Here is a 25,997-nt window from a genome sequence, read left to right as displayed (position 1 = left end):
ACGAGCAAGGAATCAGAAGTCGGAGGGATTGGAACCAGTCGAGTCGTTCGAATCGCCTGTGTGCTCGTCGGGAATGGATGTGGAGGTTGGCTGTCGAGCGACCCATTCGGCGTACTGCGGAGAGGCAACAAAGCCGGCGTATTCAGGGACCTCGCTGAGGTCGTTGAACTCGATCTCGAAGTTCTCGGCAATCAGATCGAGCAGGCGGGCGGTTTCCTCGAAGTCCTCCTCCGAGAGAGACAGGCCGAGCAAACTCCAGTACGCCTCGATGAGCCAGGGCTCCTCGTCAATGGCCTGCGAGATGGCACTCTTCGCCGCGGCATGGTCGTCACGTTCGAGGTGAATATTCGACCGGAGTACATGTAGATAGGCATCGCCTCCAATCGACTGGTCGAGCCGATTGATCGCGGCCAGGGCTTCGTCGAAATCGCCCTGGAGAAAATGGGCGTCAATCATCAAGAGATCGGCGCTGGGGTCGTTGGGATAGAACTTGCGGAAGTCGGCCAGAGCTGCGGCGTATTCCTCGTCGTCAATTTCGGCTGCCGCCGTGTAGCGTGGAACGAGGAACAGACGATCGCGCTGGAGCGATTCGGGCAAGTTTCGGTAGGCGGAGAGCACGGCCTCGAACTGTCCGGTCCGCAGATTCTCGTTCATCTGCAAAAGCGTGGGCAGATGTTTCAGAAGAACCTGCTCCTTGCCGGTAAGCCGATCGATCAGGTTGCGCTGCGATTCGGCTACGGCGGAAAGATAAAAGTGTCTTGTGCTCTGAGCGATCGACTCGCCGACGGAATATGGAAAAACATCCACGGCCTTGATTGAGCCATCGTTCCGGCGGGCCAAGAAAAAATCGAGGTAGTTGAGTCCCCCGTCGGCAGTGAGCAATCGGAATCGCACGCCATGCTGAGCCTTGCCGCCGATGACGTGAATCGGTGAGAACCGTCCCCCTTGGTTGATGGTTTCGATCAACGTGGAGACCAGGCCGCTTTGCCCACTTGAGCTGGACTGAACAAAGCTTTGTGAAAAATCACGTTTCACTGCCGCCGGGGCATCGACCCCGTCCGTGGCCTCGTCCACGACTGCTTGCCAGTCGATCATCCGAGAGATGGCCTCGCCATCGGCCTGGAAGATTGCATCCTCGAACCCCTCGCCGTACTCCCAGCATTCCTCTTCAGTTGGTGGGCTCCCGACCGAGGCCACCATCGGGGGCTTGTCCGACTGATCGGGCTTCTTGCCCTCGGAGTTGATCTGTTTTTTTGCGCAACCGTTCAGAATCACGGCGCACAGGACCGCAAGACCCAGCCGGAAGGTCAAGGAGCGCATGGCATGAATCTCAAACAAAATTCCATCAATCCATGGTGTGATCTCACGCTCCAGAAAGATACCAGAACCGATCAGCCGACGCGAGTCGTTGAGCTTGCACGTTCCAGGTCGGCGGTATCGATCGGGAACCGAACCTGGAAGGGCCTCGAACCGACGCGTTGGCGCAATCACTTCCCGAACGATCGAAGTCGGTGCCACCGGAAGTTCTGACGCAAGAACAAACGCTCTAAGTCCGGTGATGAATCGAGAATAAGGACATGGGGTTTTCCTCACCTGCCGGGAGAGAGCCTATATATAATGTCTTCGCACGCATCGCGGAGACGGACTCGCTGGAGGTGCGGTCAAGGCTCAGGTCCCTTTGACGTAGATCGACATGGGTGATTGGTTTGGAGAATAAGTTGATTTGCTGGGAAGGGGATAATGACCGATGGACGTTTCCTCGGGAGTGACCGGACCGAGATGGTTGTTTGCCTACGGGACCCTGGGGCCTTCGGATGTTCGCGAGGCTGTTCGGGAAGGCTGGCAGGACGACGCGGTTCGAGGGAGGTTGTACGATCTGGGGCCATATCCAGCACTGATCGATTGGGAGGATTCAACCGCAGGATGGGTCGAAGGCCATGTGCGATCGGTGGAGCCGATCGAACTGATTGAGGTGTTCGATCCGTATGAAGGTGTGGGGGACGGACAGTTTCGCCGTGTTACCTTGCGCACCCTGAGGGGTCGGGAGGCGTGGGTTTATGTCTTTCCGCACCCGGTTCCCGCGTGGGCATTGGGGCCGCTCACTCGTTGGGAAGGGCCCCGGATCAATCTGAGTCGGATAGACGGCCGATAAACACGCTCAACCAACGACGAATCGAGGGAACGACCATGGCTAGCAACATCGCCGCACCGTCTCGAGACGGATTGCACGCGTCGAGTCAGCCGACGACGGTCGGCCGCTACCTAATCGATCGGTTGCAGTCGCATGGAGTCGAACATCTGTTCGGCATTCCAGGGGATTACATCCTCAACCTGTACAAGATGCTCGACGATAGTCCGATCGAGGTCGTCGGCATGACGCGGGAGGACGCCGCTGGATTCGCGGCCGATGCCTATGCTCGGGTCCGAGGCCTTGGCTGCATGGCCGTGACCTATTGCGTTGGAGGCCTGAGCGCGTGCAACAGCATTGCCGGGGCCTATGCCGAGAAGTCGCCGGTGGTCGTGTTGACGGGATCGCCAGGTCTCTCGGAGCGGGAGCGGAATCCGCTGTTGCACCATAAGGTCAAGGAGTTTGATACGCAGTATCAGGTGTTCAAGCAATTTACGGCTGCTGCAACAGTGCTCGATGATCCGTTGACGGCCTTTTCGGAAATTGACCGGGTACTCGCGGCGGCCTTGCGGTACAAGCGGCCGGTCTATCTCGAAGTGCCGCGCGACATGCTGCACGTCGAGCAGGTCTATCCGCATACTATTCCGGGGCCATTGCCTCCGAGCGATCCCGATGCCCTTCGCGAGGCGCTCGACGAAACCGAGGCGATGCTCGGACGGGCCAAGCGGCCGATGATCCTCGCCGACGTCGAGATTCACCGATTTGGACTCCAACGCGAGTTGATTGCACTGGCTGAGGAAACGGGATTGCCGATCGCGACCACCTTGCTCGGGAAGAGTGTCATCAGCGAAGAGCATCCGCTCTTTGCCGGAATCTACGAAGGGGCGATGGGCAGAGCGGCCGTCACGGAATATGTGGAGGCGTCAGACTGCCTACTGATGCTCGGATGCTTCCTCACGGACATCAATCTAGGGATCTTCACGGCCAAGCTGGACCCGTCTCGATGCATCGATGCAACGAGTGAGGATCTGCGAATTCGCCATCATCATTACCGGGATGTTCGGCTCGATGACTTTCTGAGGGGATTGCGAGCACGGGGACTCTCCCTGAATGTGCCTGCTCCCCCGTCTCGGCCATTGCCGATTGCGCCCTGGTCGGCGCAGCCGGGAGTACCGATGACCTCGGCTCGACTTTTTACCCGACTCAATCATCTGATGGATGAGAATGTGATGGTGATCGCCGACATTGGCGATTCACTGTTCGGCTCGGCAGAGCTCCGCATCAGTCGGAGCACGGAGTTTCTCAGTCCGGCGTATTACACGTCGATGGGATTCGCGGTCCCGGCCTCGGTCGGAGCTGGGCTAGCCAACCGGGCCTTGCGTCCACTGGTCATCGTGGGAGACGGGGCGTTCCAGATGACCGGGATGGAGCTTTCAACGGTGGTCCGCAATCGTCTGGCGCCCATCGTCGTGGTGCTCAACAACAAGGGTTACACGACTGAACGGTTTATCCTCGATGGACCGTTCAACGACATCTTGAATTGGTCGTACCATCGAGTTCCCGAATTGCTCGGGGCGGGACTTGGCCTGGAGGCTCGAACTGAGGACGAACTCGACGTCGCCCTGACACAGGCGTGGGAAAATACGGAGAGTTACACGCTGATCAATGTGCATCTCGATGCAATGGATAGAAGCCCAGCCCTGGAGCGGCTTGCCGAACGGCTCGCGGGGAAGATCTGAGCGAACCTGTCGTTCGGGACGTAACTTGCCCTGCGACCTCAAATGACTGACGGCCGTCCCATGCTCCAGGCTGGAGCATGGGACGGCCGTGTCGCGAATGCGAACGACCTTCGAATTGCGACTTAGCGGAGCCCGCCTCGGTTCAGGTGGATCGCCCGGTTTGGAATGAGTCCCGGGGTTGCGGATCGGAATTGCTGAAGCGGGATCGTTCGCACGCCGTGGTTGATCGGTCCGGGGATCTCACCGACCTTGAATCGTCCCCGAGTGAAGACGTTTCTGGGGAGCGTGAAGATCCCATCGGGCCGGTTACTGTACGGCGAGGAGACCGGGCGATTGACGGCCGATTCCGGGTGGAAGTAGTTCGTGAACCGCTGAGCGAAGCCCGGCCGAGCGTAGAACTGACGGAAGGTCGCCGGTCCGAATGGCAGCGGGCGATAGAAGGAGAGTCCCGCCGAGAGGGTCTCGGGAGTCGGCACCAAGGCTTCGCCGTATTGCGGAGCAGCGGCATTGACCCCCGGGAACTCGAACCGGACGGTCGGAAGAATCGGACCGGGGATCGGTCCGGGTCCGGGTCCAGGTCCAGGGCCAGGGCCAGGACCGGGCGCTGGGGTGGCGAGTGGAACAAAAGCCCCTTGGAGCAGGAACGCGCTCCCGAATCCGGGGAACGGCGGAGCATCAAGCGGAGCTCCAATCAAGAAGTCGCCCCGTCGGTCAGAGTCGACCGTTGCGTTCCTCGTGCTGAAGGGAGACACCCCGGAAACGGACCACCCCAGACGCCCCTCACCCCGAGGCAGGGTCAACTGAATGCCGGGAGGCAATCCCGCTGCCCCTGCGGCAACACTCACTAGACTAACGTTCGCAGGCAAGGCCTGAGAGGTGCCGGCAACGAGATACGCTGCACCGGCATCATTCCCAAATCCAGGAGCGCCAATCAGGATTTCGGAAAGGTTGTCGTCATTGAGCGAGCGGACGCCGGCCACCGAGAATCCGGTCCCATCGCCAGGATTGATGCCGACAAAGTTGCTCGAAACAAAGACTGCCGGATTCAGACCGGTGAGCGGGAGGTTGCGGTTCGCCAGAGCTGGGCGAGGTCCTCCCATCACCAGACTCGCTCGTCCCGTATCCGGACCGAACCCAGGAGAGCCGATCAGGATATCATCGGGAGCGGTGCCGTCATAATTGCCCACGCCCGCGACGGAGAAGCCGGTCAGATCGCCAGGGGCCTCGCCGGCGAAGGAGACACCTTCGACCGTCGTGCTATTGACGGTCAGATTCAAGGCACCAAGCGAGACGGTCGGCGCCACCCCGTTTGTAATGAACTGACTCAACAGGTTCGAGGCACCGTAGATCACATAGGCTCGACCTTCATTGAGATCAAGTGATCCAGGCGAAGACGGGGCTCCAATCAGCAACTCGCCACCCGGGTTGCCGTCGAAGTTGCCACCCCGACCCACCGAGAAACCAGCCCGGCTACCGGTTGCGGCACCTGCGAAGAGGATCCCTCGATTATTCCCGACCGAGCCAAACCCGGCCAGGTTGACCACGGCCGGAGGATTCGCGGTCCGGAAGGTTTGACCATTGAACAGATAAACCGCACCGTTATCGACCAATCCGACTCCGACGTCAGCCCGAGGGGCACCCACGGCGAAATCAGCGAAGGTGTTGTTGATCACATCGCCAACACCAGCTACCGAGGCACCAAAGCGGGCGCCGGGGAACTGGTTGTTCTCGATGACAGTGAAACGAACGGCCGCATTGATATCGGCTGGTCGATCGAAGTCGACCGTATCCAGGCCGTCGGGGATCTGATCGAACTGACGAGAGCCATAAACCACGTAGACCCGACCCGAGTCGGCATTGGCACCGGGGGCTGAGATGGCGAAGTCAGCCAGACCATCGCCATTGACGTCTCCCAGTCCCGAAACGGCGAAGCCGAAGTCGTCGTTCGAGGTCAGACTCGTGGTAAAGGTCAGACCATCGAAGGGGAAGGTCGGTCCCCCGGTTGCGGGAGAGCTCTGGATGGGGTTGCCAAGTTGAGCCAGATCCGCGACGCGTTCGTTGACCGGCAAGATGGGCGGATTGACGCCGTCATTGCCTCGGGCATTGATGAGTGACAGAAAGTTCGTTGGCGAGACCGTGGGGTCAGCGGCTCGGGACCCCAAGACGAGTGAGACGATGCCGCTGATTCGTTCCGTTTCGGGATCGCTCAAGAGGCTGGTCAACTGACGGGTGACGAGGAAATCGTCAAACCCGTCTCCATTGACGTCACCGGCGACCGCCACACTGTACCCGGCACGGGTCTGGTTGGTCGTCGAGGTGAATTGAATGCCGAGCGCCGTCGGTGGAACGACACGGGGAGGGGGCGGCGCAGTAGGGAAACCATCGATGCTCAGGGCATCTGGTCCGGCCTGAACACCGTTGATCAAGCTGATCACGGTGAGCAGGTCACGTCGTTCGAGAGACAACGGGCCGCCGATCTGAGCGCGGTGCCGACGTCGGCGCCATGCCGGTGGGCGGCTACTGGGCAAGCCGAAAGGCATCTGGAGACTCCTTCCTCAACCTCCAAGACCGATCGCGTCCATGCCACGGCCCCAGGCGGCGGCAAGCAAGGCACCGACCGGGACCAACACGCGCCGCGGACCTACTGATTCGTTCGTCTCCGAGGGAAAACTCCCCGAGAGCAGGCAACGATTCAATCCCGCCAAGCCGGCGCAATGGCCCCGCGCGGTCCTTTGATTCTGGAATGGTTTTTCGGCCCCGGCCCGCTGGCTGCTGAACGGCCCGATGAGGGCCGAGCAGACTTCGGCTGTCGTAATCGGCTCATCCCGAACAACCGGAGCAACCGATACCCAAAATCGAGATACGACCAAGGAGTCGGAGGGTTGGTCCATCGGGACCCCTCTCGGATTTCGAGTCGAGGAGGCTTCCAGGTCCGGCGAAGGGTTGGACCGCGAGGCTTGCCAGGGCTTTCAGAGCGCGGAGGATCAGGATCGTGAACACGTCCAAGACGCGGAGGACGACCGGAGGCTGGAGCGCTCGGCTCGCGATGGTCATCGCGGCGTTGGCGGCCTCGACGGGTTGCACTCGGGAATTCTTCCGCAACTGGGCGGACCAGGATGTGACCGAGGCGATTTTCGAAAAGAGCCGAGACCCGAGATTTCGGGTTGATCTGTTCACCATTACCCCACCGGCCATGTCTCGATTCGCCGATCCGTACGATCCTGATCGCCCCCCTGCCCCGCCCGATGACTATGCAGCACAAGAACTTTCGCCACAGCCACAGATGCCCCGACACCGCCTGATTTCCCCGGCCGAGGGGACCGGGTACCTCGACCTGTTGGAGCAGTGGCGCCGCGAGGAAGGCCCAAGACGCCTCGTCGATGTCACCATCGACACCGGGCCTACGGTCCGCGAGGAAGCCCCTCCGCCGCCCGAATCTCCTTCCCCCTTCCCTCTCGACCCGAATGAAGGGCCGAGCGACCCCAGGATGTCGCCTATTCCTGATGGAGAGCTAGAAGAATTCGCTCCTCCTGACCCACGCCGCCCGTCCATCGACGCAACCCCTTTACCGGACGACCTTTCCCTTCAGCCAAGGCAGGATGACGCCGTGCAGGCTGTTGCCTTGCAGATTCCTGATCCGCTGCGTCCAGGGAGCGACATCGATCCCCGGGATCCGTTCGGTCCGGGCCTCACCCCGGAGGAAGTTTCGGGGATTGTCGATGTGCCTCCCGATACGGGACGCGACCTGATCGACATCCTCAAGCCAGAGGCAATCGTCTTTGACGAAGCGGCGGCGTACGGCTACGGCGAGGACGTGGAACCGTACATTGTCGATGGTCGTAAAATTTTGACCCTGGCCCTTCAGAACAGTCGTGCCTATCAATTTCAGTTGGAGAATCTTTACCTTCAGGGTCTCGCCGTGACGCTTCAGCGGTTCCAGTTCATGCCGCAGTTTGCCGCCGGAGCCTCTCCAGGCGGTCCGACCTTCGGCGGATTCACTGGCCCGAACCCTGGAAACTCGTACCTCTACCGGACGCAGGAAACCGGCACCCCGGCCTCGCTGTTAAATGTCGGCACGTTGGCGGGCTTCGGCAAACTGCTTTCGTTCGGCACCTCGGTGACAGGGAACTTCGCCAACCAGACGGTGATCAATTTCGGAGGTCCGAATGCAGTTTCGACGACCTCGCAATCGTTCCTCCCGTTGAACATCGTTATCCGGTTCCTGCGGGGTGGTGGTCGGGCCTTCGCGCTGGAACCCTTGACGCAGGCCGAGCGAAACCTGCTCTACGCAATTCGAGACTTCGGCCGATTCCGTCAGGAGTTCTTTGTCAGCGTACTGGCCGGTGGCGGACTCTCAGGCGGTGGCGGTGGTGACCCGCTGACAGGCTACCTGACCGTGCTGGGGGTGCTCCAGGCAGTCGAGAACAATACGAAGAACGTTGCGGCATACGAGCGGGTGCTTGAGGTTTTCCAGGAACTTTCCCGAGGTGCCGCTTCGACTGTTGCCCCGCTTGACCTTGTGAATGTCGAGATCGACTTGCAGAGCCAGCGGCTGAGTCTGCTGCAGTCGAGCGTGACCTATCGGAACCAGCTCGACAACTTCAAGCAGCAGCTTGGCCTGCCTCCAGACCTCCCGATTCTGCCTGATACAAACCTCCTCCAGGGCTTTCGGCAGGTCTTCGATGAGATTGATGGCCTGGAGACGAAACCTCGTCCCTTGCTCGAAGAACTTGTCGAAAAGCTGCCGCCACTGGAAGACGTGGTCATCGACGGTCGTCCTGTCATCGCTTTGTATCGACAGGCAGCCGAAATTGCTCGCCAGCGTCGACCCATTCAGCAACGGGTTGCCGATCGTCAACTCGCCCGAGCCACCGCAGAACAGAAGCGAACGCTCTTGCTCGACGCCATGCGTCAGGGGCTCCTCGGTCCGGAGCAACAAGACGAATTGCGTCGTGATCTCGAAGCGACCGAGCGCGAAATTGCCTTGCTCAACCCCGCGCTCGACGTGAAAGATCGCGAGGAGATCAACCGCTTGATTGCTCAGGAACGGGAAATCTTCGTTCTCGCCAACGAGCGGCTGGAAGATCTGCTTCAATCGGCACAACGTGTTGCCCTGGAAAACCGACTCGACTTGATGAATGCCCGGGCACAGCTTTATGATGCATGGCGACAGTTGGCCGTGACGGCCAACCAGTTGCTCGGTGTCTTCAACACGACACTGTCCAACCAGTTCATTACCCCGCCAACAACGAACAATCCGTTTGGATTCGATCAGCAGAGCAAGCAGTTCTCCCTCACCTTGCAGGCCGAGCTGCCCTTGATTCGAGTCGCCGAACGGAATCAGTTCCTCTCCGCACAAATTGCCTACCAGCGAGCTCGTCGTGGTCTGATGCAGATTGAGGACTCTTTGAAGAACTCGCTCCGTCAGACCATCCGCAATCTCCAGCTACAATATCAGCAATACGAAATTAGCAAGACGCAATACGTTGTCGCTCTTGTTACGCTGGACCAGTCGTTCCAGCGCTTCCTTGAGCCGCCTCGTAGCGGAGGTGGTTCTTCTGCAGGTAGCCAACTCGTGCTGACCTTGCTTCGAGGACTGAACAGCGTGAACTCGGCCCAGAACGGCTTGATTCAACGCTGGGTCCAGTTCCAGACGACTCGCCTGAATCTTTATCGCGATCTCGGCATCATGCCCTACGAGGAGTGGGAGGCATTCTATGAACTTTTCCCTTCAGCAAGCCCCTCAGCCGCCGGCCTCGGCGCCGGAGCACGACCTGCCCCCGCTCCAGAACTCGAACCAGCCGCCGTCTTCGGCCAGCCGGGTGCCGGCGCCGAAGAAGCGGGGTTCGGGTTCTAAGCTCGGCCGACGCCTTGCGGTGCTGACCATGGCCGCGGCCGTGGTCGGTACCGGAGGCTATTTCGCACTCACATCGACGGATGAGGTCGGCGGCTCCACGCTGTCGACCTTGCCCGGCCTCTCGAAGTGGCTTGCTCCGGCGGCACCGACGGTCCTGACCTACGAGTCGAAAAAAGGCCCCTTGGTCGTCACCGTTCGCGAAAGAGGGAATCTGGAGAGTACCAACAACCTCGAATCCAAGAGCGAGGTCGAGGGGCAGACAACCATCATCATGATCCTCCCCGAGGGAACTCGGGTCGTGAAGGATCAACTCGTCTGCGAGCTCGACTCGGCCGCCTTGAAGGACAACCTGGCCAATCAGCAGATCGCTACAGAGCGAGCCCAGGCTGATTACCAGAATGCCATCAAGACTCGAGAGGTCGCCGAGATCAATGTTCGTGAATACATTGAGGGCGTTTACCCGCAAGAAGAAAAAACCATCATGGGCGAGATCAAGCTCGCTCAGTCAGAATTGGAACGCTCGAAGGACCGGCTCAACTGGTCGGAAGACATGCTGAAGCTTGGTTACATCAGTCAGGCCCAGAACCTGAGCGACAAGTACGACTTGCAGCGAGCCGAGTTCAATCTGGACCAGGCTGAGAAGCGTCTTGAGGTGCTCAAGGAATACACCTTCGAGAAGCAGATCAAATCACTCGAAGGTGACGTCGAAAAGGCTCGGGCCGACGAACTGGCCAAGCAATCGACCTTCGAGCTGGAGAAGGAGAAGGAAGAGCGTCTCCGCCGGATGATCGAGAAGTGCAAGATTTACGCTCCTGGCAACGGGATTGTTGTCTATCACCAGGAAGAAGGCCGCTGGGGCAGCCAGGACGGGCCCTCGATCATGGAAGGCGCGACCGTCCGAGAGCGGCAGACCATCTTCAAGCTGCCGGACATCGACAACATGCAGGTGAACACCAAGGTTCATGAGTCGATGATCGATAAGGTCAAGCCAGGCATGAGTTCCCGGATCCGAGTCGATGCCTTCCCGAATAACGAGTTGGTCGGCTCTGTTATGGAGGTCAAGCCGCTTCCCGACCCGACGAGCTTCTTCAGCTCCGATGTGAAGGTCTACACGACTCTCGTCAAAATCAACAATACGAATGAAGGGCTTCGCCCCGGCATGACCGCCGAGGTGACGATCCTCATCGCCCGCCTGGAGGATGTCCTGAGCGTTCCTGTCCAGGCGATCATTGAATACGGCGGTGCTCATCACGTCTGGGTCTATCAGGGTGATGGGAAATGGGACAATCGGGTGGTGAAGGTCGGGATGACCAACACCAAGTACGTCGAGATTACCGAAGGGCTTGAAGAAGGCGAGCGCGTCGCCCTGAACCCTCGGGCAATCATGACCGAAGCTGAGAATCGTGACGCCTTCGGCGCTGGTGGCGAACGTAAGGGCTCTGAGGAACTCGGCAACTGGAGTGACGAGGAGGCTGCTTCGGCCAAAACCGCCAGCGAACAGCCCTCGGCTCGTGAAGCGGCCAAGGCTGAGGGTGGGGCCCCTGGTGCGGGGGGCGGTCGGCCCAATCCGGCGATGTTCCAGAAGTTCCAGAACATTAGCCCTGAAGATCGTCAGAAACTCCGCGATGCCTCCGACGATGAGCGTAAGGCCATCATGAAAAAAGCCGGCTTTACCGACGCCGAGATTCAGCAAATGGATCAGATGCGTCAGAGCATGGGAGCCGGTGGCGGTGGCGGCTTCGGCGGGGGTGGCGGCTTCGGTGGTGGAGGACGTCCTGGTGGCGGTGGCGGTCCAGGGGGTGGAGGGCCGCAACAGTGACCCAGATGCAAAACTTCCCACTCATGGGCGATCAGCTGGACTCATCCCGAGTCCAGCCGATCGTCCGGCTTCGGGACATTCGCAAGCAGTACGTCATGGGGAAAGCCTCCAGTCGCCAGGAGGCAATCATCGTTCATGCGCTCCGAGGCGTTTCAGTCGACTTTTACCCGGGCGAGTACGTGGCCATCATGGGAGCGTCGGGCTCTGGGAAAAGCACGATGCTCAACCTGCTTGGCTGCCTCGACCGCCCAACGAGTGGTCAGTATCTGCTCGGTAATCAGGACGTTGCGAACCTCAGCGACGACGACCTTTCGGAAGTCCGGAGTCGATTTATCGGCTTCATCTTTCAGGCGTACAATCTCATTCAGCAGTACACTGTGCATGAAAATATTCAGCTACCGCTGACGTACCAGGGGTCAGGGAAGCTGACTCAGGAAGACGAGGATCGGACCCTGGAACTGGCCGAAATGGTTGGTCTGGGTTCCCGAATGGACCACCGACCGAATCAGCTTTCCGGTGGTCAGCAGCAGCGTGTGGCCATCGCCCGTTCCCTGATTAATGATCCGTATATCATTCTTGCAGACGAGGCGACCGGGAACCTGGACAGCGCGACCAGCGATGAGATCATGGCGATGCTTGAACGGCTCAATCAGGCCGGAAAGACCATCATCATGGTTACTCACGAAGACGACATCGCCGAGCATGCCCGACGCGTTATCCGGATGAGGGATGGTCAGATCATTTCTGACGCCCCGAGCGACCGGATGAAAGACGCGCCGCCAGAGGTCGTCGGCCTCGGACTCGGCACCGGTTTGCCGGGTTCGCAACTCGCCCCTGTCTGATCGATCCCCCGAGCTGAGAGAACCGACCGATGGGACGCGTCTGGCGAAGCGTGAATTTGGGGGTAAAAAGCCTCCTCCTGCACAAACTCCGATCGTCGTTGACGATCCTTGGGGTCGTCTTTGGTGTGGCCGCCGTCATCATGATGCTGGCTGTCGGTGAAGGGGCTGCTCGAGACGCCCAGGAGCAAATCGCGCAACTCGGTGCAACAAATATCATTTACCGATCGGTCAAGCCAAGCCAGGATGCCCAGAGCCAGAAGTCGGGGGGGCGTCCGTCTCGGGTCTTGAACTACGGCCTGAAATACGATGATTTCGATCGGATCCTTGCCACCGTTCCCACGATCACCAAGGCATTGCCGATCCGAGAAATCAAGCGAGAAGTGCGGCGCTCGAACAACGCGATGGAAGCTCGGGTCGTTGGCACGACGCACGACTATCAGGAATTCAATCGCCTTCAGATTGAGCGTGGTCGGTTCCTTCTCCCTTCAGATAACGAGCACTATGAAAATTACTGCGTGCTCGCGGCCGAAACGGCTCGAACCCTCTTTCCCTTCGAGAATCCGCTTCGACAGTCGATCAAGATCGGTTCCGACTACTACACGGTCGTCGGTGTGACCAAACCTCGAGGTTCGACCGCAGCGATCGGCGGGAGTATGGCCGCTCAGGAGTACGACAAGGACGTCTATATTCCGCTGAACACCTGCCGAGCCCGCTTCGGTGAGCGAATTCTTTCGAGCCGAGCCGGTTCTCAGGAGGCTGAGGAGACACAGCTGTCTCAGATCACGCTTCAGGTCAAGGAAATCGATGAGGTTCCGATGACCGCTCCCGTCATCGAGGCGGCGGTTCAGCCGTTCCACGAGGATAAGAAGGACGTCGACATGGTCGTCCCGTACGAACTCCTCGAGCAGGCCAAACGGCAGGCAGCGATCTTCAGCCTTGTGCTCGGCTCGATTGCTGCGATCTCGCTGATCGTTGGCGGTATCGGCATCATGAACATCATGCTCGCCACCGTGACCGAGCGGACCCGGGAGATCGGGATTCGTCGCGCCTTGGGAGCCAAGCGCCGTGACATCACGCAGCAGTTTCTCATCGAGACGGTGGTGCTCTCGGGAATTGGTGGCCTCATTGGAGTCGCCATTGGTGTCTTTGTCCCCCCGCTGATCACCCAGTTCTCCGAGATCAAGGCGGTCGTAACTCCCAGCTCCGTGATGCTCTCGTTTGGTGTCTCGGTGCTTGTCGGCATCGTTGCCGGCCTGTACCCCGCCAATCGAGCGGCCAAGATGGACCCGATCGAGGCCCTCCGGCATGAATAAGCGGCCCATCGTGGTCGAGGTCTCAGGACGGCTTGGCCTTGCGTTGAGAACGACCAAGGACTAGTCTGTTTTGAGAAATGATTTGCCCTGAGCCGCGTCCCGGGCCTCTGGTCCGGGTCGCGGTCTTTTGCATTTCAATGCTTCCTGAGCCCCTGAGCCGTCGCTCATTGGGCTCGTTTTTTTACGGCGGCAGAGGCCGCTTCGATTCGTCTTCGCTGACGTTCCCGTTCCTCGTGCTTGACGGGATCGCATCGCACCAGGAGATTCGCGGCATGTCCACGGACCGCATCCCCATCTCGAAAGAAGGGTACGAGAAGAAGAAGGCCGAGCTCGATCATCTCAAGAATGTTGAGATGTCTAAAATTACCGAGCAGGTGGCCGAAGCCCGGGCTTTTGGGGACCTGTCCGAAAACGCCGAATATCATGCGGCCCGGGAAAAGCAGGGTGAGCTTCAGGCCAAAATCTCCTTGCTCGAAGACCAACTGGGGAGAGCCTACATCGTCGATCGGAGCAATCTGCCGACCGACCGGGTTGTCTTCGGTTCCAAGGTGAAGGTGATCGACCTCGACCTTGACGACGAGGAAGAGTTCACCCTCGTCGGCCCTGGCGATGAAGATTACGACCGCAACCGCATCTTGACCAGCAGCCCCATCGGCGAAGGCCTGATCGGAAAGAAGGTCGGTGAAGTGGCCGAGATTCAGGTCCCCCAGGGGACCATCAAGTTCAAGGTTCTTGAGATTGCAATTGCCGAGGACTGAGTACAAGCGCCCATCCTTCGGTTCGCTCTCCCAACTCAATCGCCGCTCAATTCAATCTTCCGATAGCACGATCCCCGCGTCTCGCCAGTGCTCGGGAACCGGGGACTCGAATCGAAGTTCCGTGCGAAGGATGGGATGACGAATTTTCAACGATCGGGCATGAAGGGCAATGCCGATCGGGAACGGTCGATCTGAGCCATACGTGGCATCTCCCAGGATTGGAAGACCCCGAGCGTTGGCCTGGACGCGCAACTGGTGAGTCCGGCCTGTTCGGGGCCAGAGGAGCAGACGGTTGCACCCTTCAGGTAGTCTGCCTGATCGATCGACACGGTATCGAGTAAGGGCGTGCCGAACGCGCGGCGTTTCAGGGTGGCAGACCTGGACGATTGGTCCAAGCCCGGTGTCTTCCTCGCAAAGCCAGTCGTCCCAGAGACCTTCCTCCGGCGTCGGCTGACCGGGCACGATGGCCCAGTAGTGTTTCTCGACGTCTCGACGTGCGAACTGCTCGTGGAGTCGTCGGGCAGCTTTGGGAGTTTTGCCCCAGATCATCACTCCGGACACGGGACGATCAAGCCGGTGAATGGCGGCGAGATAGACTCGATCCGGTTGGTCCGGATCGAGATATCGTCGCAGAAGCCCCTCCAGACTTGTTCCCTCACGCGGCCTTCCTTGCGTCAGGATCCCCGCCGGTTTATTCACTGCCAAGCAATGAACGTCTTCAAAGAGGATCGTCGGGAGGGAATCACGCGGGTCGGTCATGGGTGCTGCACGGCGAGTCGCCAGGGGGGTGGCCGTTTCGTCGATCAGAAGAGGCATCACCCCCCGGAATGGGGTTGCAAGTGCGATCAGAGGAGGATCGGCCGATCAGAAGACTCCCCACAACCAAAATCAAGGCATTTCGGGCAGTCGGTCCGGAATCGGAGGAGTACTGTTCAGACCGTCGAGGCCGGGAAACTGATTCGGGACGGGCAGTGACGTGTCCCCGTTTGTTCCGGCAGGAGGCATGAAGCTTGATGCTCCTTGACCGGTGTTCATACCGGCATAAGGATCCGCTCCAGCTCCTGTTGTGTAGGGGTCAGCCGCGTAAGGATTCGGCGACGAGGGAGAGGCGAACGGCCCGCTGGCATTCACCGGGTCCGCCAGTCCCGAAACCGGCGGTACGCCGAAACCGGCCGAAGGAGCGTAGGTTGGAGCCGCCGGGGAGCCAGGGGAATGACCCATCCCTTCGGAGACCCCTGAGGTTTGTGTCGTCGCCGGATCAAACGTTCGAGGGGTGCCGAGATTGGCCCTGGCGTAGGGGTCGATTGCCGTCGAATCGCTCGACATCGGTGGATAACCGGGATATGGAGCTGCTTCGGGGATGCTCTGAACACCATCCGTGTAATGCGCCGGCGGGGGAACATTCAAGTTCCGATCGCGGCAACCCGTTGCGCTCACCATCAGAGCCAGACCGCTCACGGCGATCAGACTACGCTTCAACAAGAGCCGATCCATCGGCAAGTCCCTCCCTTCCTGAAAGGTACCGGGCGTCAATGGCCCCTTCGCATAGTGCAAAAGGGCTAGAATGAGCACGGTACAACCGGGCCGGGTGGGGTCGATCGAGATGAAGGCTCGATTTGAGCATCGAGACGGGCCCGGAGGCTTGGCGCAGACGAAAGAATGCCCCAGTGGGTCCGACCCGTAGGGCGTCGAGATCATACCGAATCGCCGTCCTTGGTCAACCCAGTTGGTTCAGGAACAAAGAACCCCCTTCTCCAAGAACGCTCGCTTGAAGAAGGGGCATTAGAGCAACTCGTCAAGCAAGCTCAGCGGCGTCCTCGTTTGTCCTGGGCATCTTCTGTCGAAACGGGAGACTGGCATCTCAGAATCGTTTCGCCAGTCTCGCGTTCTTAGCCTGCCCGACTCCGACGGAATCTTGATCAGCCTTGAGCGGCCTTGAATCGTTTCTCGACCTCGGCCCAATTGACCGTGTTCCACCAGGAGCTGATGTAGTCGGGGCGACGGTTCTGGTACTTCAAGTAATATGCGTGTTCCCAAACGTCGCAACCCAAGATCGGGATGCCAGAGCCATCCATCAACGGGCTATCCTGGTTCGGAGTCGAGACGACCGCCAAACGGCCGTGATTCGACGTGTCAACAATGAGCCAGGCCCACCCGGAGCCAAAGCGGGTCGCACCGGCCTGGGAGAACTTCTCCTTGAACGCGTCGAAGCTTCCAAAGGCGTCATTGATGGCCTGTGCGAGTTCACCAGACGGAAGTCCGCCACCGTTCGGCCGCATGATCGTCCAGAACAGGGAGTGATTGGCATGCCCCCCTCCATTATTTCGGACAGCGGTCCGAATCGATTCGGGCAGGGCATCGAGGTTCGCGATCAGCTCCTCAATCGGCTTGCCTTGATGATCAGGGTGATCCTTCAACGCATTATTGAGGTTGGTCACATAGGCGTTGTGGTGCTTCCCGTGATGTATTTCCATGGTCTGGGCGTCGATGTGCGGCTCGAGCGCGTTGGAGGGGTAGGGAAGCGGGGGCAATGAATAGTCGGCCATTACGGAGTTCTCCTCAAGGTGCGGAGCACGTCGAAATTCGAAACGCGAGCCGTCCGAATCTATTCCGGGTCGACGGAAGGCTCACGTAACCGACCCGGGAAGTGTTCAGTTTCTGTGCCGGGCCGCTTCAATCGCTTGCTAGAATAGCATAGGCACGTCGCGTGCTCAAATCATCACCGTCATCGCCCTCAGGATCGATCCGAGCGCAACCCTCTTCAAGAAAAGCAGCCCAAAGGGCTTAGGATACGAATCCGATCGTCAGGTCATTCCTGGGTGCGTCAAACGCCGATATTCTCCCGAAGTTCTCTAGGATGCTTGACCTTCGGTCATGTCCCGGGTATGACTCAAAGGGGAATTCTCCGATCGTGTTCTTCTTCACGCAATCATTCAAGTCGACCTTCAGATCCCGGCACTCGTCGGAATCGTGACGCGTCATTCTACCGATCGTCCGGTCCCGTTCTTCAGGGAGAGGCTCGCATGTCGACGGTCGTTCGGCAGTCGTCCAATGTCCCCGCACCGAGGAAACGTTCGGACCTACGGCGTTCCCAGGCGATTCGAATCGCGCTGACACTGCTTCTTCTGTGCTCGCTCGTGGGCTCGGGAATTCTCGTCTGGTGGGTGAATGACGAAAAGTTCCCCTGGCTATCCTCTGAGAGTGAGGGATTACAATTCACAAGCGTGATCGTTGATCGCGGTCCCGTGCGGTCATTCCTGATCGAGAGTGGTGAACTGGAAAGCGCCAACAACACCACAATCTATTGCGAAGTGGAGGCAGTCCTCGGCACGGTCGGGGGACCCTCCGGAGGCTCCGGATCGTTCGGGGGGGGGCGAAGCGGGGGTGGCGGCGGAAGTGGTGGCTCATCCTCCTTCTCATCAGGATCAAGTAACCTGGGAGGAGGCTCAGGAACAATCGGAGGTGGCGCTGGCGGCGTCGCGGGGACAGGAAGCGGAGTCGGGGGAGTCGGAGGCGGGGTCGGGGGGACCGGAGGGGCCGGCTCGGCGGGAGGTGGAGGACGATCTGGAGGGGCAAGCGGTTCCGGGTTCGGTGGAGGGGGCGGCTCAGCCGTCTCGGCCCTGGCCGATCGACCCAACATTCGGAGCTTTTCGTATCGAGTGACTCCTCACATGCCCTTGAGGATGGCTTCGAGCACGCCAGGTCAGTCCAGTAATCGTTCAATGACGATGACGCCCAACTCGTCGGATCGAGGCGGCGAGTTTGAGGAACAGGCCGGCTCCACCCGAATCATCTGGCTCATCGAGGAAGGCACTCGAGTCAAACCTGGCGAACTGGTGTGTGAGTTGGACAGTGCTCCCTTCGAGGACGAGCTGGCGACTCAACGCATCCGACACGCTCAGGCGCTCTCCTGGGTCAAGCAAGCCGAGACGATCTTCCAGGTGGCCGAAATCGAACTGCGCGAATATCGAGACGGAATTTACCTACAAGACATTCGTCTCGTGGATCAATACCTAGAGAATTGTCGGACGAAGGAGCAAGAAGCCCGCTCAACCTACGAGTGGTCACAAGATCTCTTTCGACAGGGGCTCCGTTCCGATTCGCAGCTTCTGGGCGACCGCTTGGTCTTCGAGCAATGGCAGATTGAATACGAAAACGCCCAGGAAATGCGTCGACGTCTGACTGAATACACCGGCACGCGAATTCTGAAGAGCCTTGAGGCAAAGCTCGAAGCCGTTCGCTCCGACCTTCTGAGTCAGCGGGCTGCGTTTCAGGTTGAAGATGAGCGTCTCAAGCGACTGGAGCGAGCTATCAAGAACTGCCAGCTCTACGCCCCATCCGAAGGCGTGGTGGTTTATGCCCGAAGCACCAACACCTGGGGACGAGTCGAGGATCAAATTGCCGAAGGAGTCACGGTCCGAGAAAATCAGGCGGTCATTCAACTTCCCGATCCCGAAAATATGCAAGTCCAGGTAAAGATTAACGAATCAAAATACCGGCACATTCAGGAAGGAATGACCGCAACCATTCGGATCGATGCGTTTCCTGATCGCCCCCTTCTGGGGACCATCAAAGAGATCAAGCCCATTCCGGCCCCGGCCAACTTCGTCTCGGACGTGAAGCTCTATTCGGCTACCGTTCGCATTGAGAGCGGTTTCGAGGGAATTCGCCCCGGCCTCAGCGCTGAAGTGGCCTTCCATCTCGGTGATCGGATCGAAGTGACCCGGATTCCTGTCGGTTCCATTCGCTGGTTCGAGAAAAAGCCCTATGCGGCAATCGCCGGTCGTGGCGGAGAGGTTTCCTGGAAACAGCTCGACCTAGGTGTGAGCAACCCGAGTTATGCCGAGGTCCTGAGTGGTCTCGCAGAAGGGGATCGAATTGTGGCCGATCCCTTGCTCCTGCCCGCACCGGTTTTCGACGCCAAGCCGACGAATCAACTGGCTCGGGTCGAGAGGCTCGGCCAATCGCGTCCCCCTGGTCGTTGATCCGATCAGCCAGGATAGGGCTGCTCGAGTACGTGCTCGGGATGCGATTCTCGATACGCACGGGCTCGGTCGAGACGGGTAAGGGCCTCGGGCAGGAACTCCAACGCCCGATCGATCTTCTCGTCCGGCTCTGCGCAACTAAATCGCAGGAAGCCGGCTCCGGCACTACCGAAGCACTCGCCCCCGAGGCAGGCCACGCCGAAGCTCTGGTCTGCTCCTTCAAGCAAGAACATCGCGAGACCGTGAGAGGTCAGGCCAAGCCGGTTGCAAAGAACCCTGACATCGGGGAAGACGTAAAAAGTTCCCGCAGGGCGTTCGACGGTGATCCCTTCGATCGTTGCGAGACCGTCTGACAGACGCTCGACCTTGCGACGAAAGCGGTCCATGTAATCGTTCCGCGTCTCAAGGTCTTCTTCCAGTGCCGCCAAGGCTCCGAGCTGCACGAAAGGCGGGCTGCAGGACGCAGAGGTGTTGATCAGCTTGCCCATCGCCTGAATGATCTCAGGATGAGCCACGGCAAAGCCGAGTCGCCAGCCGCTCATGCTGTACGACTTGCTCATTGTATAGGCCGCGACAACGTGTTCCATCATGCCGGGCCGGGCGAGTAACGACTCATGCCTCCCTTCCCAGACCATGTGGCAGTAGGGCTCGTCGGAAAGAACGACACAATCCGAGCCTCGGAGAAGCTCGGCGATGGCGTCCAGGTCCTCGCCGGTTGCCACACCTCCGGTCGGGTTGTGCGGTGAGTTAAGGAAGATCGCGCGAGGGCGGTGATCGTTCTTCAGGAATTGTGCCACCTGTTCTGGCCGGGGGCGGAATCGGTCTTCCGCCCGGAGAGGTACGATCACCGGCCGGGCCCCGACGCGCTGAAGATTGGGAATGTACGTCGGAAACTGCGGCCCAAAGATCAACACTCCGTCGTCAGGTTCGAGCAATGCCTCGGCGAAGTAGGTTTCAAATGGCTTGGCCCCGGAAGCCACGATCACGTGGTCTAGCTCGGCCTTGATCCCGAACTCTCGCCCCACGAAGCTTGCCGCCGCGCGGCGGAACTCAGGCAAGCCAAGGCTCGGGCAATAACCGGTCCGGTTCTCCTCGATCGCCTGAATGCCAGCGGCCTTGGCGTGAGGAGTGCTCGGGAAGGGGCTATCGCCAATCTCCAGCTCGATCACTTCCTTGCCAGCGGCCTTGAGTGATCGGGCAACGGCGAGGACGCTGAACGCGGTCTCGGTCGTCAAGTTCTGAGCCAGAGAGCTGAGTCGAGGCATGACAACGGGTTCCGGGGGTCGGTGCCGAGAGGGCAGATCAATTCCGTGGCAACCACCTGCGCAGGGCAGCGGCCTCACCCCGGTTGGTCGACAACTGGAGGGAGACCGCTTCAGATTCTCGGTTGATTGAAGGGGTGAGGCAAGGCCCCTGCGCACTTGTCAGAGAACGATCGATTCTCGATTTACTTCGAAGCAATCGCCTGGGCAAGCGGCTGGACGATCCGAGGAATGACCCGTTGCTGAACCAACTCCTCGCCGATCTGACACTGGCGCTGAAACGACTCGACGAAGCCTCGCTCTGGGCCGGTTCCCCAGTACTGTCGAATCGTAAAGTAGACGCTGATTTGGTCTTCGGGATACTCGCCGGTGCGGATCTGGTAGGCGTTGGTCCGTGTCTCAACGCTCAATCGGCACTGCAACCGGCACGATTCCTCCAGGGCCAGCGTGATCGACGGCTCGTAGTGGATCACTCGCCCCCCGGCGATGTCCACGAGCCCTTCCGGCCCCCATCCCATCCCGAGGGCCTCGGCCACAACTTCGTCGTGGTTCCCCTCGTAGGTCAGATCGAACCCGAACATCACGTCGAGGGCCTCGCAGTCCAGGACACTGATCGTCAGGAGGTGAGGAGCGAGGTCCAGTACCATTTCGTGCTGGCGATATGCGTCCTCGGGGGTCGGTGGATTGACGAATCCGGAACAGAGCCGGCGCTGCTCGATTGCCACCCATCGATAGCTTCCTCGATCCTTGTCACCTTCAAGGACGAGATCGCCATTCTCTCTCGTGTAAAAGTTCTGAAGCTCCGGGAAGCCCTTCTTCATCTGCTCAAAGAAGTGCAGCACCGTGTCCCGAGCGGTCGGGAGCTCCATTTCCGTGTTCAGATTGACGTTGATGTAAAAGTCGTCTGCGTTGGATTGCAACCGATTCATGGTCGTCTGGTCCTGCCGCGTAGGGGAGCCCGGTTCACTTTCCCGGCGGGGACGGCCGGGGATCGGGCGTGAGTCGCCGTCCGTGCTCAAACCGAACCATTATAGCGAGTCACGTTCGCTGTGTAACGGAATCGGATCGTTTCACGCCTCGCTGCCCCTTCATCATTCGCTCCAATTCGGTTGAGACGGGAAAATGGTTTGATCGCAAATTCAATTGGAGATTAACGTTGCAATGAATTGAGAGATCAGGGTGATCCCAAGGTGATTCCACGCGACATGATGCGACCATGCGTGCAGATTTCGCGCGACAGCATCTCGATGGCACGATTCTCTCATCGAATTCCGTCACCCATCCCCACCGAGCCAATCAAGGTCAGAGACAATTCAGACACGCGTCCGTTCGGCCTCCGGATGACGGAGGCGAATCGGGGAAATTTCATCGGCTGGGGCAGTGGGGTGGACAAATAGGCGGAGGCGACAGGATTGAACTTGTCCATCTGGGATGAATCGGAACGAATCACCGCCTCGGCTAGAGGGAAACTCGGAGAGGATCTCACCGTCGTCGGCGGAGAGGGGAACAGTCCGGGGATGGCCAACAAGCACCAAGGGCGGGATCGGAGCGCCCGGGGGTTCGGTCTTCAAGGTGAGGGTCCAGGACCGGCTGGCCAATCGTGGTCGTCGGATTGTGTAGGAAAGACTGATTTCCGGGACAGGTCCCGGCACAATCGTCCGGGCTGTTGGCTCAAGGCCCGGCGACACAAGTTGCTGGCCATCGATCTCCGATACGCTATAAAGCGTGATATGGTAGGGATCAATTTCTCCGGGAGGAAGGTCAATGGAGGCGTAACCACTCCGGCTGTACTCCAGCTCGGTGACGAAGACCCGAAGGGTCTCTGGGTCGTCGGGGCCCAGGGGAGGACTTCCCGATTTGCAAGCGATCAGGGTCTGGTTACTCGACGGACTCCATCGCCATCGAAGGTGGACGCGCCCCGAGCTACCGATTCGGACGGCTCGCAGGTCACTCGGGTCGGGGAGGTGGGTATAGGCGATCGGCCGGCCGACCGTGCACATGCCTCCCCAGGAGGTAAGCGGGACGTAGTAGCAGAGGCCCGAGGCGGGGGGCTTCCGGTCGATCGCGTGGTCGGGACCGGCCATCGGTAAACGATACCCCTCCAATCCCTCGGCAGTTGAGGTCGGAACCCGTTGACCTTCGAGCACAGCAGGGGGACGGTCGGTGCGGAGGATGCGGACCTGACCGCGTTCCAGAGGGGCCCAGGAAACTCGGACCCCTGCTCCATCGGGCATCGGTTCGAGACGAAGTGCCTCGACAACCGCCAGGGGGGGATGGGGCATTGCCGCAAGTAGAATCCCCTTGGAGAGCCGCGGTTTACCCTCGGGAGTTCGGTAAACGGCATAAATGACGTAGTGATAAACCGTGTCGTCGGTGAGGTTTCGGTCGCACGTTCCTTCGGGGAGTGCGTCGATTGGCGTGCCGTCGTCCGGGTGAGCCGGAGGGCTTCCGGTTTTCCGAACGACGCGGACCTCACTCGCCCCGACAGGAAGCCGCCAGGCCAGATCGACCTCACCGCTTCGGGCTTCGACCCGAACGTCGATCACATCAGCCAGGATCAAGACGGGGCCAACACCGCTCGGGACGACCGAGTGAATCCCATCTCGATGAGAGAACACGGCGTAACCGACAACTTCTCCAGGACTTGCGTTCGGGTCCCTGCACTGGGTCGCTCGGGTCTCGGTGATCCGTGTGCCGTCATCGGGTGAATGGGGAATTCCTCGCGACTTTCGAACGACGCGGAAGGAAACGGGTCCGAGTCCGTCGGTGGCCGGTGGCGACCACCGAAGCATGACCGCATCCTGTTCGACCTCGGCCCGAAGCTCAAAGGGCGGATCGGGGGGACAGCGACGGAGAGCTTCTGCGGCCTCAGTCAGATCAACCGACCATTGCAGGGCGCGTTGAAGAAGCAAGCGGGCCTGGTTCGGGTCCGTCCCGATCAACGACACGCCACGAGCGGTCAGCGACCTTGCCTCGCGGAGTCCCCGATTGACCTCGGCAAAGGCCGAGCGGACTTCAGGATCGGTCGGATCAACCAGGGCAGCCCATTTCCGAAGGGCGATCTGTGCAGCGACCAGATGCCTGCGGGCCAGGTCTTGCTCAAAGGTGGATCGAGTTTGTTCGATCTGCGCGAGTCGTTCCTTGACTTTCTCGACGGCCTTCCGAGTGCCGGGATGGTCGGGGGCGAACTCCTGAATGCGGTGCAAATGGGCCAGAGCCGAGGCATAGTCACGAGCCTTGTGGGCTCGCTGCGCCGCCTCGAAATGTTGCAGCATCGGCTCGCGGAGTTCCAGGCGAAACCCACAAGGGCATCGCGGTTCATCAACCCAATGATCCCGGTGGCAAATCGGGCATTCCCATCGAAGCGAATCGCCGCAATGACGACAGGACCGGGTGTTCCGACCCGATTCCGTCAGTTCGGTGACTCCCTGGCATGATCGACACCGTAGCAATCGCATCGGACTCGACGGCGAAGGATCCGAGGGAACAGCCTGATCACCGACAATCCCCAACTCATGGCAGCTTCTTCGGATCAGGCGGAGGGCCCGATCGGGAGCGATTCCCAGGCTGGCAGCCTCGTCGAGCAAGGCGGATCGTGTTCCCGAGGCGATTCGGGATTCACCGTCGAGACAGAAGCGGATCGCCATCCGAAAGCGATCCTCCGCCTCGCGTTCCAGGGTCCGGTCGTAGCGTGATCGGGCCTCAGGGGTTCCGAGGTGCGACTGGGCGTACGCAATGACTTCGAGCCACGCAGTCATCTCGGCCGAGACGCGAGACTTTTGCCGCCATCGCTGCCGTTCCTCATCGGCTCGGTTGAGGATCTCGGACTGAGGGGCGTCTCGTTGGAGGCCAAGAGCATCATAAAGGTCGAGGCGACGCAGGTGATCCAGAGTCCGCCGGATCTGCCCTCGAGTCGCCGAGTCAATGACGTCGGCCGGGGGATCGACCGACTCGATCGGTTCGGGAGGACGCTCGGGTAACGGGGGGATCGGCTCAAGGAGTCGGGCGAAGGCGTCGTCGGGCACTCCCAGCCGCTGAGCCTCGGCCTTCAACCGGTCACGATCGGAGACCGTGAGCCCTCCCTTGGCAGATCGAAGCCGAATCAGTCTTTGGAGTTCGTCGAGCTTGCGATCGAGTTGAAGCCGTCGTTGGGCTGCCAATTCGGCATCGTAGCCCGATCGCGTGGCGAGATCTCCGAGCAAGGCCGCGCGGATGGCGGGAATCTGGTCGAGATACGATTGAAACGTATGACGATGTTTCGGATTTCTCGCTCCGGCCGACCATTTCGGCTGGCAGCGTGCGAGCGCCTCCTCGATCGAGGCTCGATCGGCGTCTGGACGAATGCCGAGCATCTCATAGTAGTCGGCAACCATTGGAGATCCGCAAGGCGCACACGTCAAGTGATCCGGCGCATGATCCCGGATCAAGCCGACATGCCAACAAAGAGTCGGAACGGGGCGTGGTGCGTCGAACCGAGGGCCTTTTCCGAATCATTGTTGCGCCGGGGCGTTTCTCTGTCCAGTCACCAGGATTTTCTGTCCGAATTGGCAAATACTGCTCTACTCTTCTGAAAGAGAGGTCCCACTTCTTTGGGGATCGTAAGGAGAGCACTTATGGACGCGTCACGATCCAGGCGAAAACGAGACCCTGCTCGTCGAGCCTGGTATGCTCGCTATCGCCAGTGGCGATTCGCCCGTCATTACGGGTTTCTCGCCTCGATCAACAAACCCATTCCGAACGAGACGCTCGATCGATCGCAATTCGGGGGTGGAGCAGACTCCTGAGATCGCCGCCGAACCACCGCAGAGTAGTCAGCTTCGTTCCAAGGCGACCCGGAGGATCTCGACGACGACGATTCCCAGGGCCGCGACACCGATCGCCCCAAGCACAACTCCACGGGTGGCCCGCGATCCCGGCCGATTCCGACGCTCGCTCAGGCTCAGAAAGAGCCCAAGTGCCGCGACGATTGATGCGGCAAAGACCCCGAGCCCGGAGAGTACGAGCGAAAGCAATAACTGAACGGCCGTTTCCTGACGAAACGGTGCTCCCGGAACACTCGGCGCGGGCTTCAACAGCACATAGAGCGCGATTGTCACGACCCAAAGCGCGAGACCAAGTACGGAGAGGCTCGGGCCAAGCCGACTCGACCGCTCGGAGGCTCCAGGGCCTGTCGTGTCAGCGGTCGGGCTCATGAATTGATCTCTCCACGGATCGTGGCGGAACTCAATGAAATTGAGAGGCCAGGAGCAAGCAATCAACAACGGACAAGAGGCTTAGGTTCTCACCCTTCCCTC

General features: G+C 59.8%; 18 protein-coding genes. 9 read left to right on the top strand and 9 right to left on the bottom strand.

Annotated elements, in window-relative coordinates:
- Positions 1-12 precede the first annotated feature (12 nt).
- Positions 13-1,320: a tetratricopeptide repeat protein gene (locus HG800_RS22340; RefSeq protein ID WP_169979718.1), complete on the bottom strand. Its 1,308-nt coding sequence runs from the start codon at positions 1,318-1,320 to the stop codon at positions 13-15.
- A gap of 427 nt (positions 1,321-1,747) precedes the next feature.
- On the opposite strand from HG800_RS22340, the gene HG800_RS22335 reads away from it, so the two are divergent.
- Together HG800_RS22335 and HG800_RS22330 are read left to right on the top strand one after the other, a co-directional pair.
- On the top strand, positions 1,748-2,152 hold the full coding sequence (locus HG800_RS22335) for a gamma-glutamylcyclotransferase family protein (RefSeq protein ID WP_169979715.1): 405 nt from the start codon (positions 1,748-1,750) through the stop codon (positions 2,150-2,152).
- A 35-nt stretch (positions 2,153-2,187) separates the two neighbouring features.
- Positions 2,188-3,867, top strand: coding sequence for an alpha-keto acid decarboxylase family protein (locus tag HG800_RS22330; RefSeq protein ID WP_169979713.1), 1,680 nt, complete (start codon positions 2,188-2,190; stop codon positions 3,865-3,867).
- Between the two features lie 122 nt (positions 3,868-3,989).
- Here HG800_RS22330 and HG800_RS22325 read toward each other — a convergent pair whose 3' ends face one another.
- Positions 3,990-6,407, bottom strand: coding sequence for an integrin alpha (locus tag HG800_RS22325; RefSeq protein ID WP_169979711.1), 2,418 nt, complete (start codon positions 6,405-6,407; stop codon positions 3,990-3,992).
- A 452-nt stretch (positions 6,408-6,859) separates the two neighbouring features.
- Here HG800_RS22325 and HG800_RS28300 point away from each other — a divergent pair, with 452 nt between their 5' ends.
- From HG800_RS28300 to greA, 5 genes are all read left to right on the top strand, one after another.
- Positions 6,860-9,724 (top strand): TolC family protein, encoded by a 2,865-nt coding sequence (locus HG800_RS28300; RefSeq protein ID WP_169979709.1) that lies wholly within the window; start codon positions 6,860-6,862, stop codon positions 9,722-9,724.
- A 28-nt stretch (positions 9,725-9,752) separates the two neighbouring features.
- Positions 9,753-11,543: an efflux RND transporter periplasmic adaptor subunit gene (locus HG800_RS27660; RefSeq protein WP_315852093.1), complete on the top strand. Its 1,791-nt coding sequence runs from the start codon at positions 9,753-9,755 to the stop codon at positions 11,541-11,543.
- A gap of 23 nt (positions 11,544-11,566) precedes the next feature.
- The gene (locus HG800_RS22315; protein ID WP_169979865.1) at positions 11,567-12,385 is read left to right on the top strand and encodes an ABC transporter ATP-binding protein; all 819 of its coding nucleotides are present in this window, start codon (positions 11,567-11,569) and stop codon (positions 12,383-12,385) included.
- Between the two features lie 29 nt (positions 12,386-12,414).
- Positions 12,415-13,698, top strand: coding sequence for an ABC transporter permease (locus HG800_RS22310; protein WP_169979707.1), 1,284 nt, complete (start codon positions 12,415-12,417; stop codon positions 13,696-13,698).
- 272 nt (positions 13,699-13,970) lie between these two features.
- Positions 13,971-14,456, top strand: coding sequence for a transcription elongation factor GreA (gene greA, locus HG800_RS22305; RefSeq protein ID WP_169979705.1), 486 nt, complete (start codon positions 13,971-13,973; stop codon positions 14,454-14,456).
- A gap of 51 nt (positions 14,457-14,507) precedes the next feature.
- On the opposite strand, the gene HG800_RS22300 is transcribed toward greA, so the two are convergent.
- The 3 genes from HG800_RS22300 to HG800_RS22290 form a co-directional block, all read right to left on the bottom strand.
- Positions 14,508-15,272, bottom strand: coding sequence for an RluA family pseudouridine synthase (locus tag HG800_RS22300; RefSeq protein WP_169979703.1), 765 nt, complete (start codon positions 15,270-15,272; stop codon positions 14,508-14,510).
- Between the two features lie 72 nt (positions 15,273-15,344).
- Entirely contained in the window at positions 15,345-15,950 is a 606-nt protein-coding gene (locus HG800_RS22295; protein WP_169979701.1) for a hypothetical protein, read from the bottom strand.
- A gap of 425 nt (positions 15,951-16,375) precedes the next feature.
- A complete protein-coding gene (locus HG800_RS22290; RefSeq protein ID WP_169979699.1) occupies positions 16,376-17,002 on the bottom strand; it encodes a superoxide dismutase in 627 nt (208 codons plus the stop codon).
- 1,182 nt (positions 17,003-18,184) lie between these two features.
- On the opposite strand from HG800_RS22290, the gene HG800_RS22285 reads away from it, so the two are divergent.
- Positions 18,185-19,441: an efflux RND transporter periplasmic adaptor subunit gene (locus HG800_RS22285; protein WP_235963883.1), complete on the top strand. Its 1,257-nt coding sequence runs from the start codon at positions 18,185-18,187 to the stop codon at positions 19,439-19,441.
- 5 nt (positions 19,442-19,446) lie between these two features.
- Here HG800_RS22285 and HG800_RS22280 read toward each other — a convergent pair whose 3' ends face one another.
- The 3 genes from HG800_RS22280 to HG800_RS22270 form a co-directional block, all read right to left on the bottom strand.
- Positions 19,447-20,706: a pyridoxal phosphate-dependent aminotransferase gene (locus tag HG800_RS22280; protein ID WP_169979695.1), complete on the bottom strand. Its 1,260-nt coding sequence runs from the start codon at positions 20,704-20,706 to the stop codon at positions 19,447-19,449.
- 182 nt (positions 20,707-20,888) lie between these two features.
- Complete coding sequence (locus HG800_RS22275) at positions 20,889-21,632, bottom strand: hypothetical protein (protein WP_169979693.1); 744 nt, start codon at positions 21,630-21,632, stop codon at positions 20,889-20,891.
- A 384-nt stretch (positions 21,633-22,016) separates the two neighbouring features.
- Positions 22,017-25,076 (bottom strand): hypothetical protein, encoded by a 3,060-nt coding sequence (locus HG800_RS22270; RefSeq protein WP_169979691.1) that lies wholly within the window; start codon positions 25,074-25,076, stop codon positions 22,017-22,019.
- A gap of 240 nt (positions 25,077-25,316) precedes the next feature.
- On the opposite strand from HG800_RS22270, the gene HG800_RS22265 reads away from it, so the two are divergent.
- Positions 25,317-25,487 carry a hypothetical protein gene (locus HG800_RS22265; protein ID WP_169979689.1) on the top strand — a complete coding sequence of 57 codons (171 nt, stop codon included), beginning with the start codon at positions 25,317-25,319 and terminating at the stop codon, positions 25,485-25,487.
- Between the two features lie 27 nt (positions 25,488-25,514).
- Here the strand turns inward: HG800_RS22265 and HG800_RS22260 are convergent, their stop codons facing one another.
- A complete protein-coding gene (locus HG800_RS22260; RefSeq protein WP_169979687.1) occupies positions 25,515-25,895 on the bottom strand; it encodes a hypothetical protein in 381 nt (126 codons plus the stop codon).
- Between the last annotated feature and the right edge of the window lie 102 nt (positions 25,896-25,997).

It is taken from the genome of Tautonia rosea (assembly GCF_012958305.1).
GTDB lineage: Bacteria > Planctomycetota > Planctomycetia > Isosphaerales > Isosphaeraceae > Tautonia > Tautonia rosea.
Note: the sequence above shows the minus strand (reverse complement) of the source record. Positions and strands in the feature narration are given on the sequence as shown.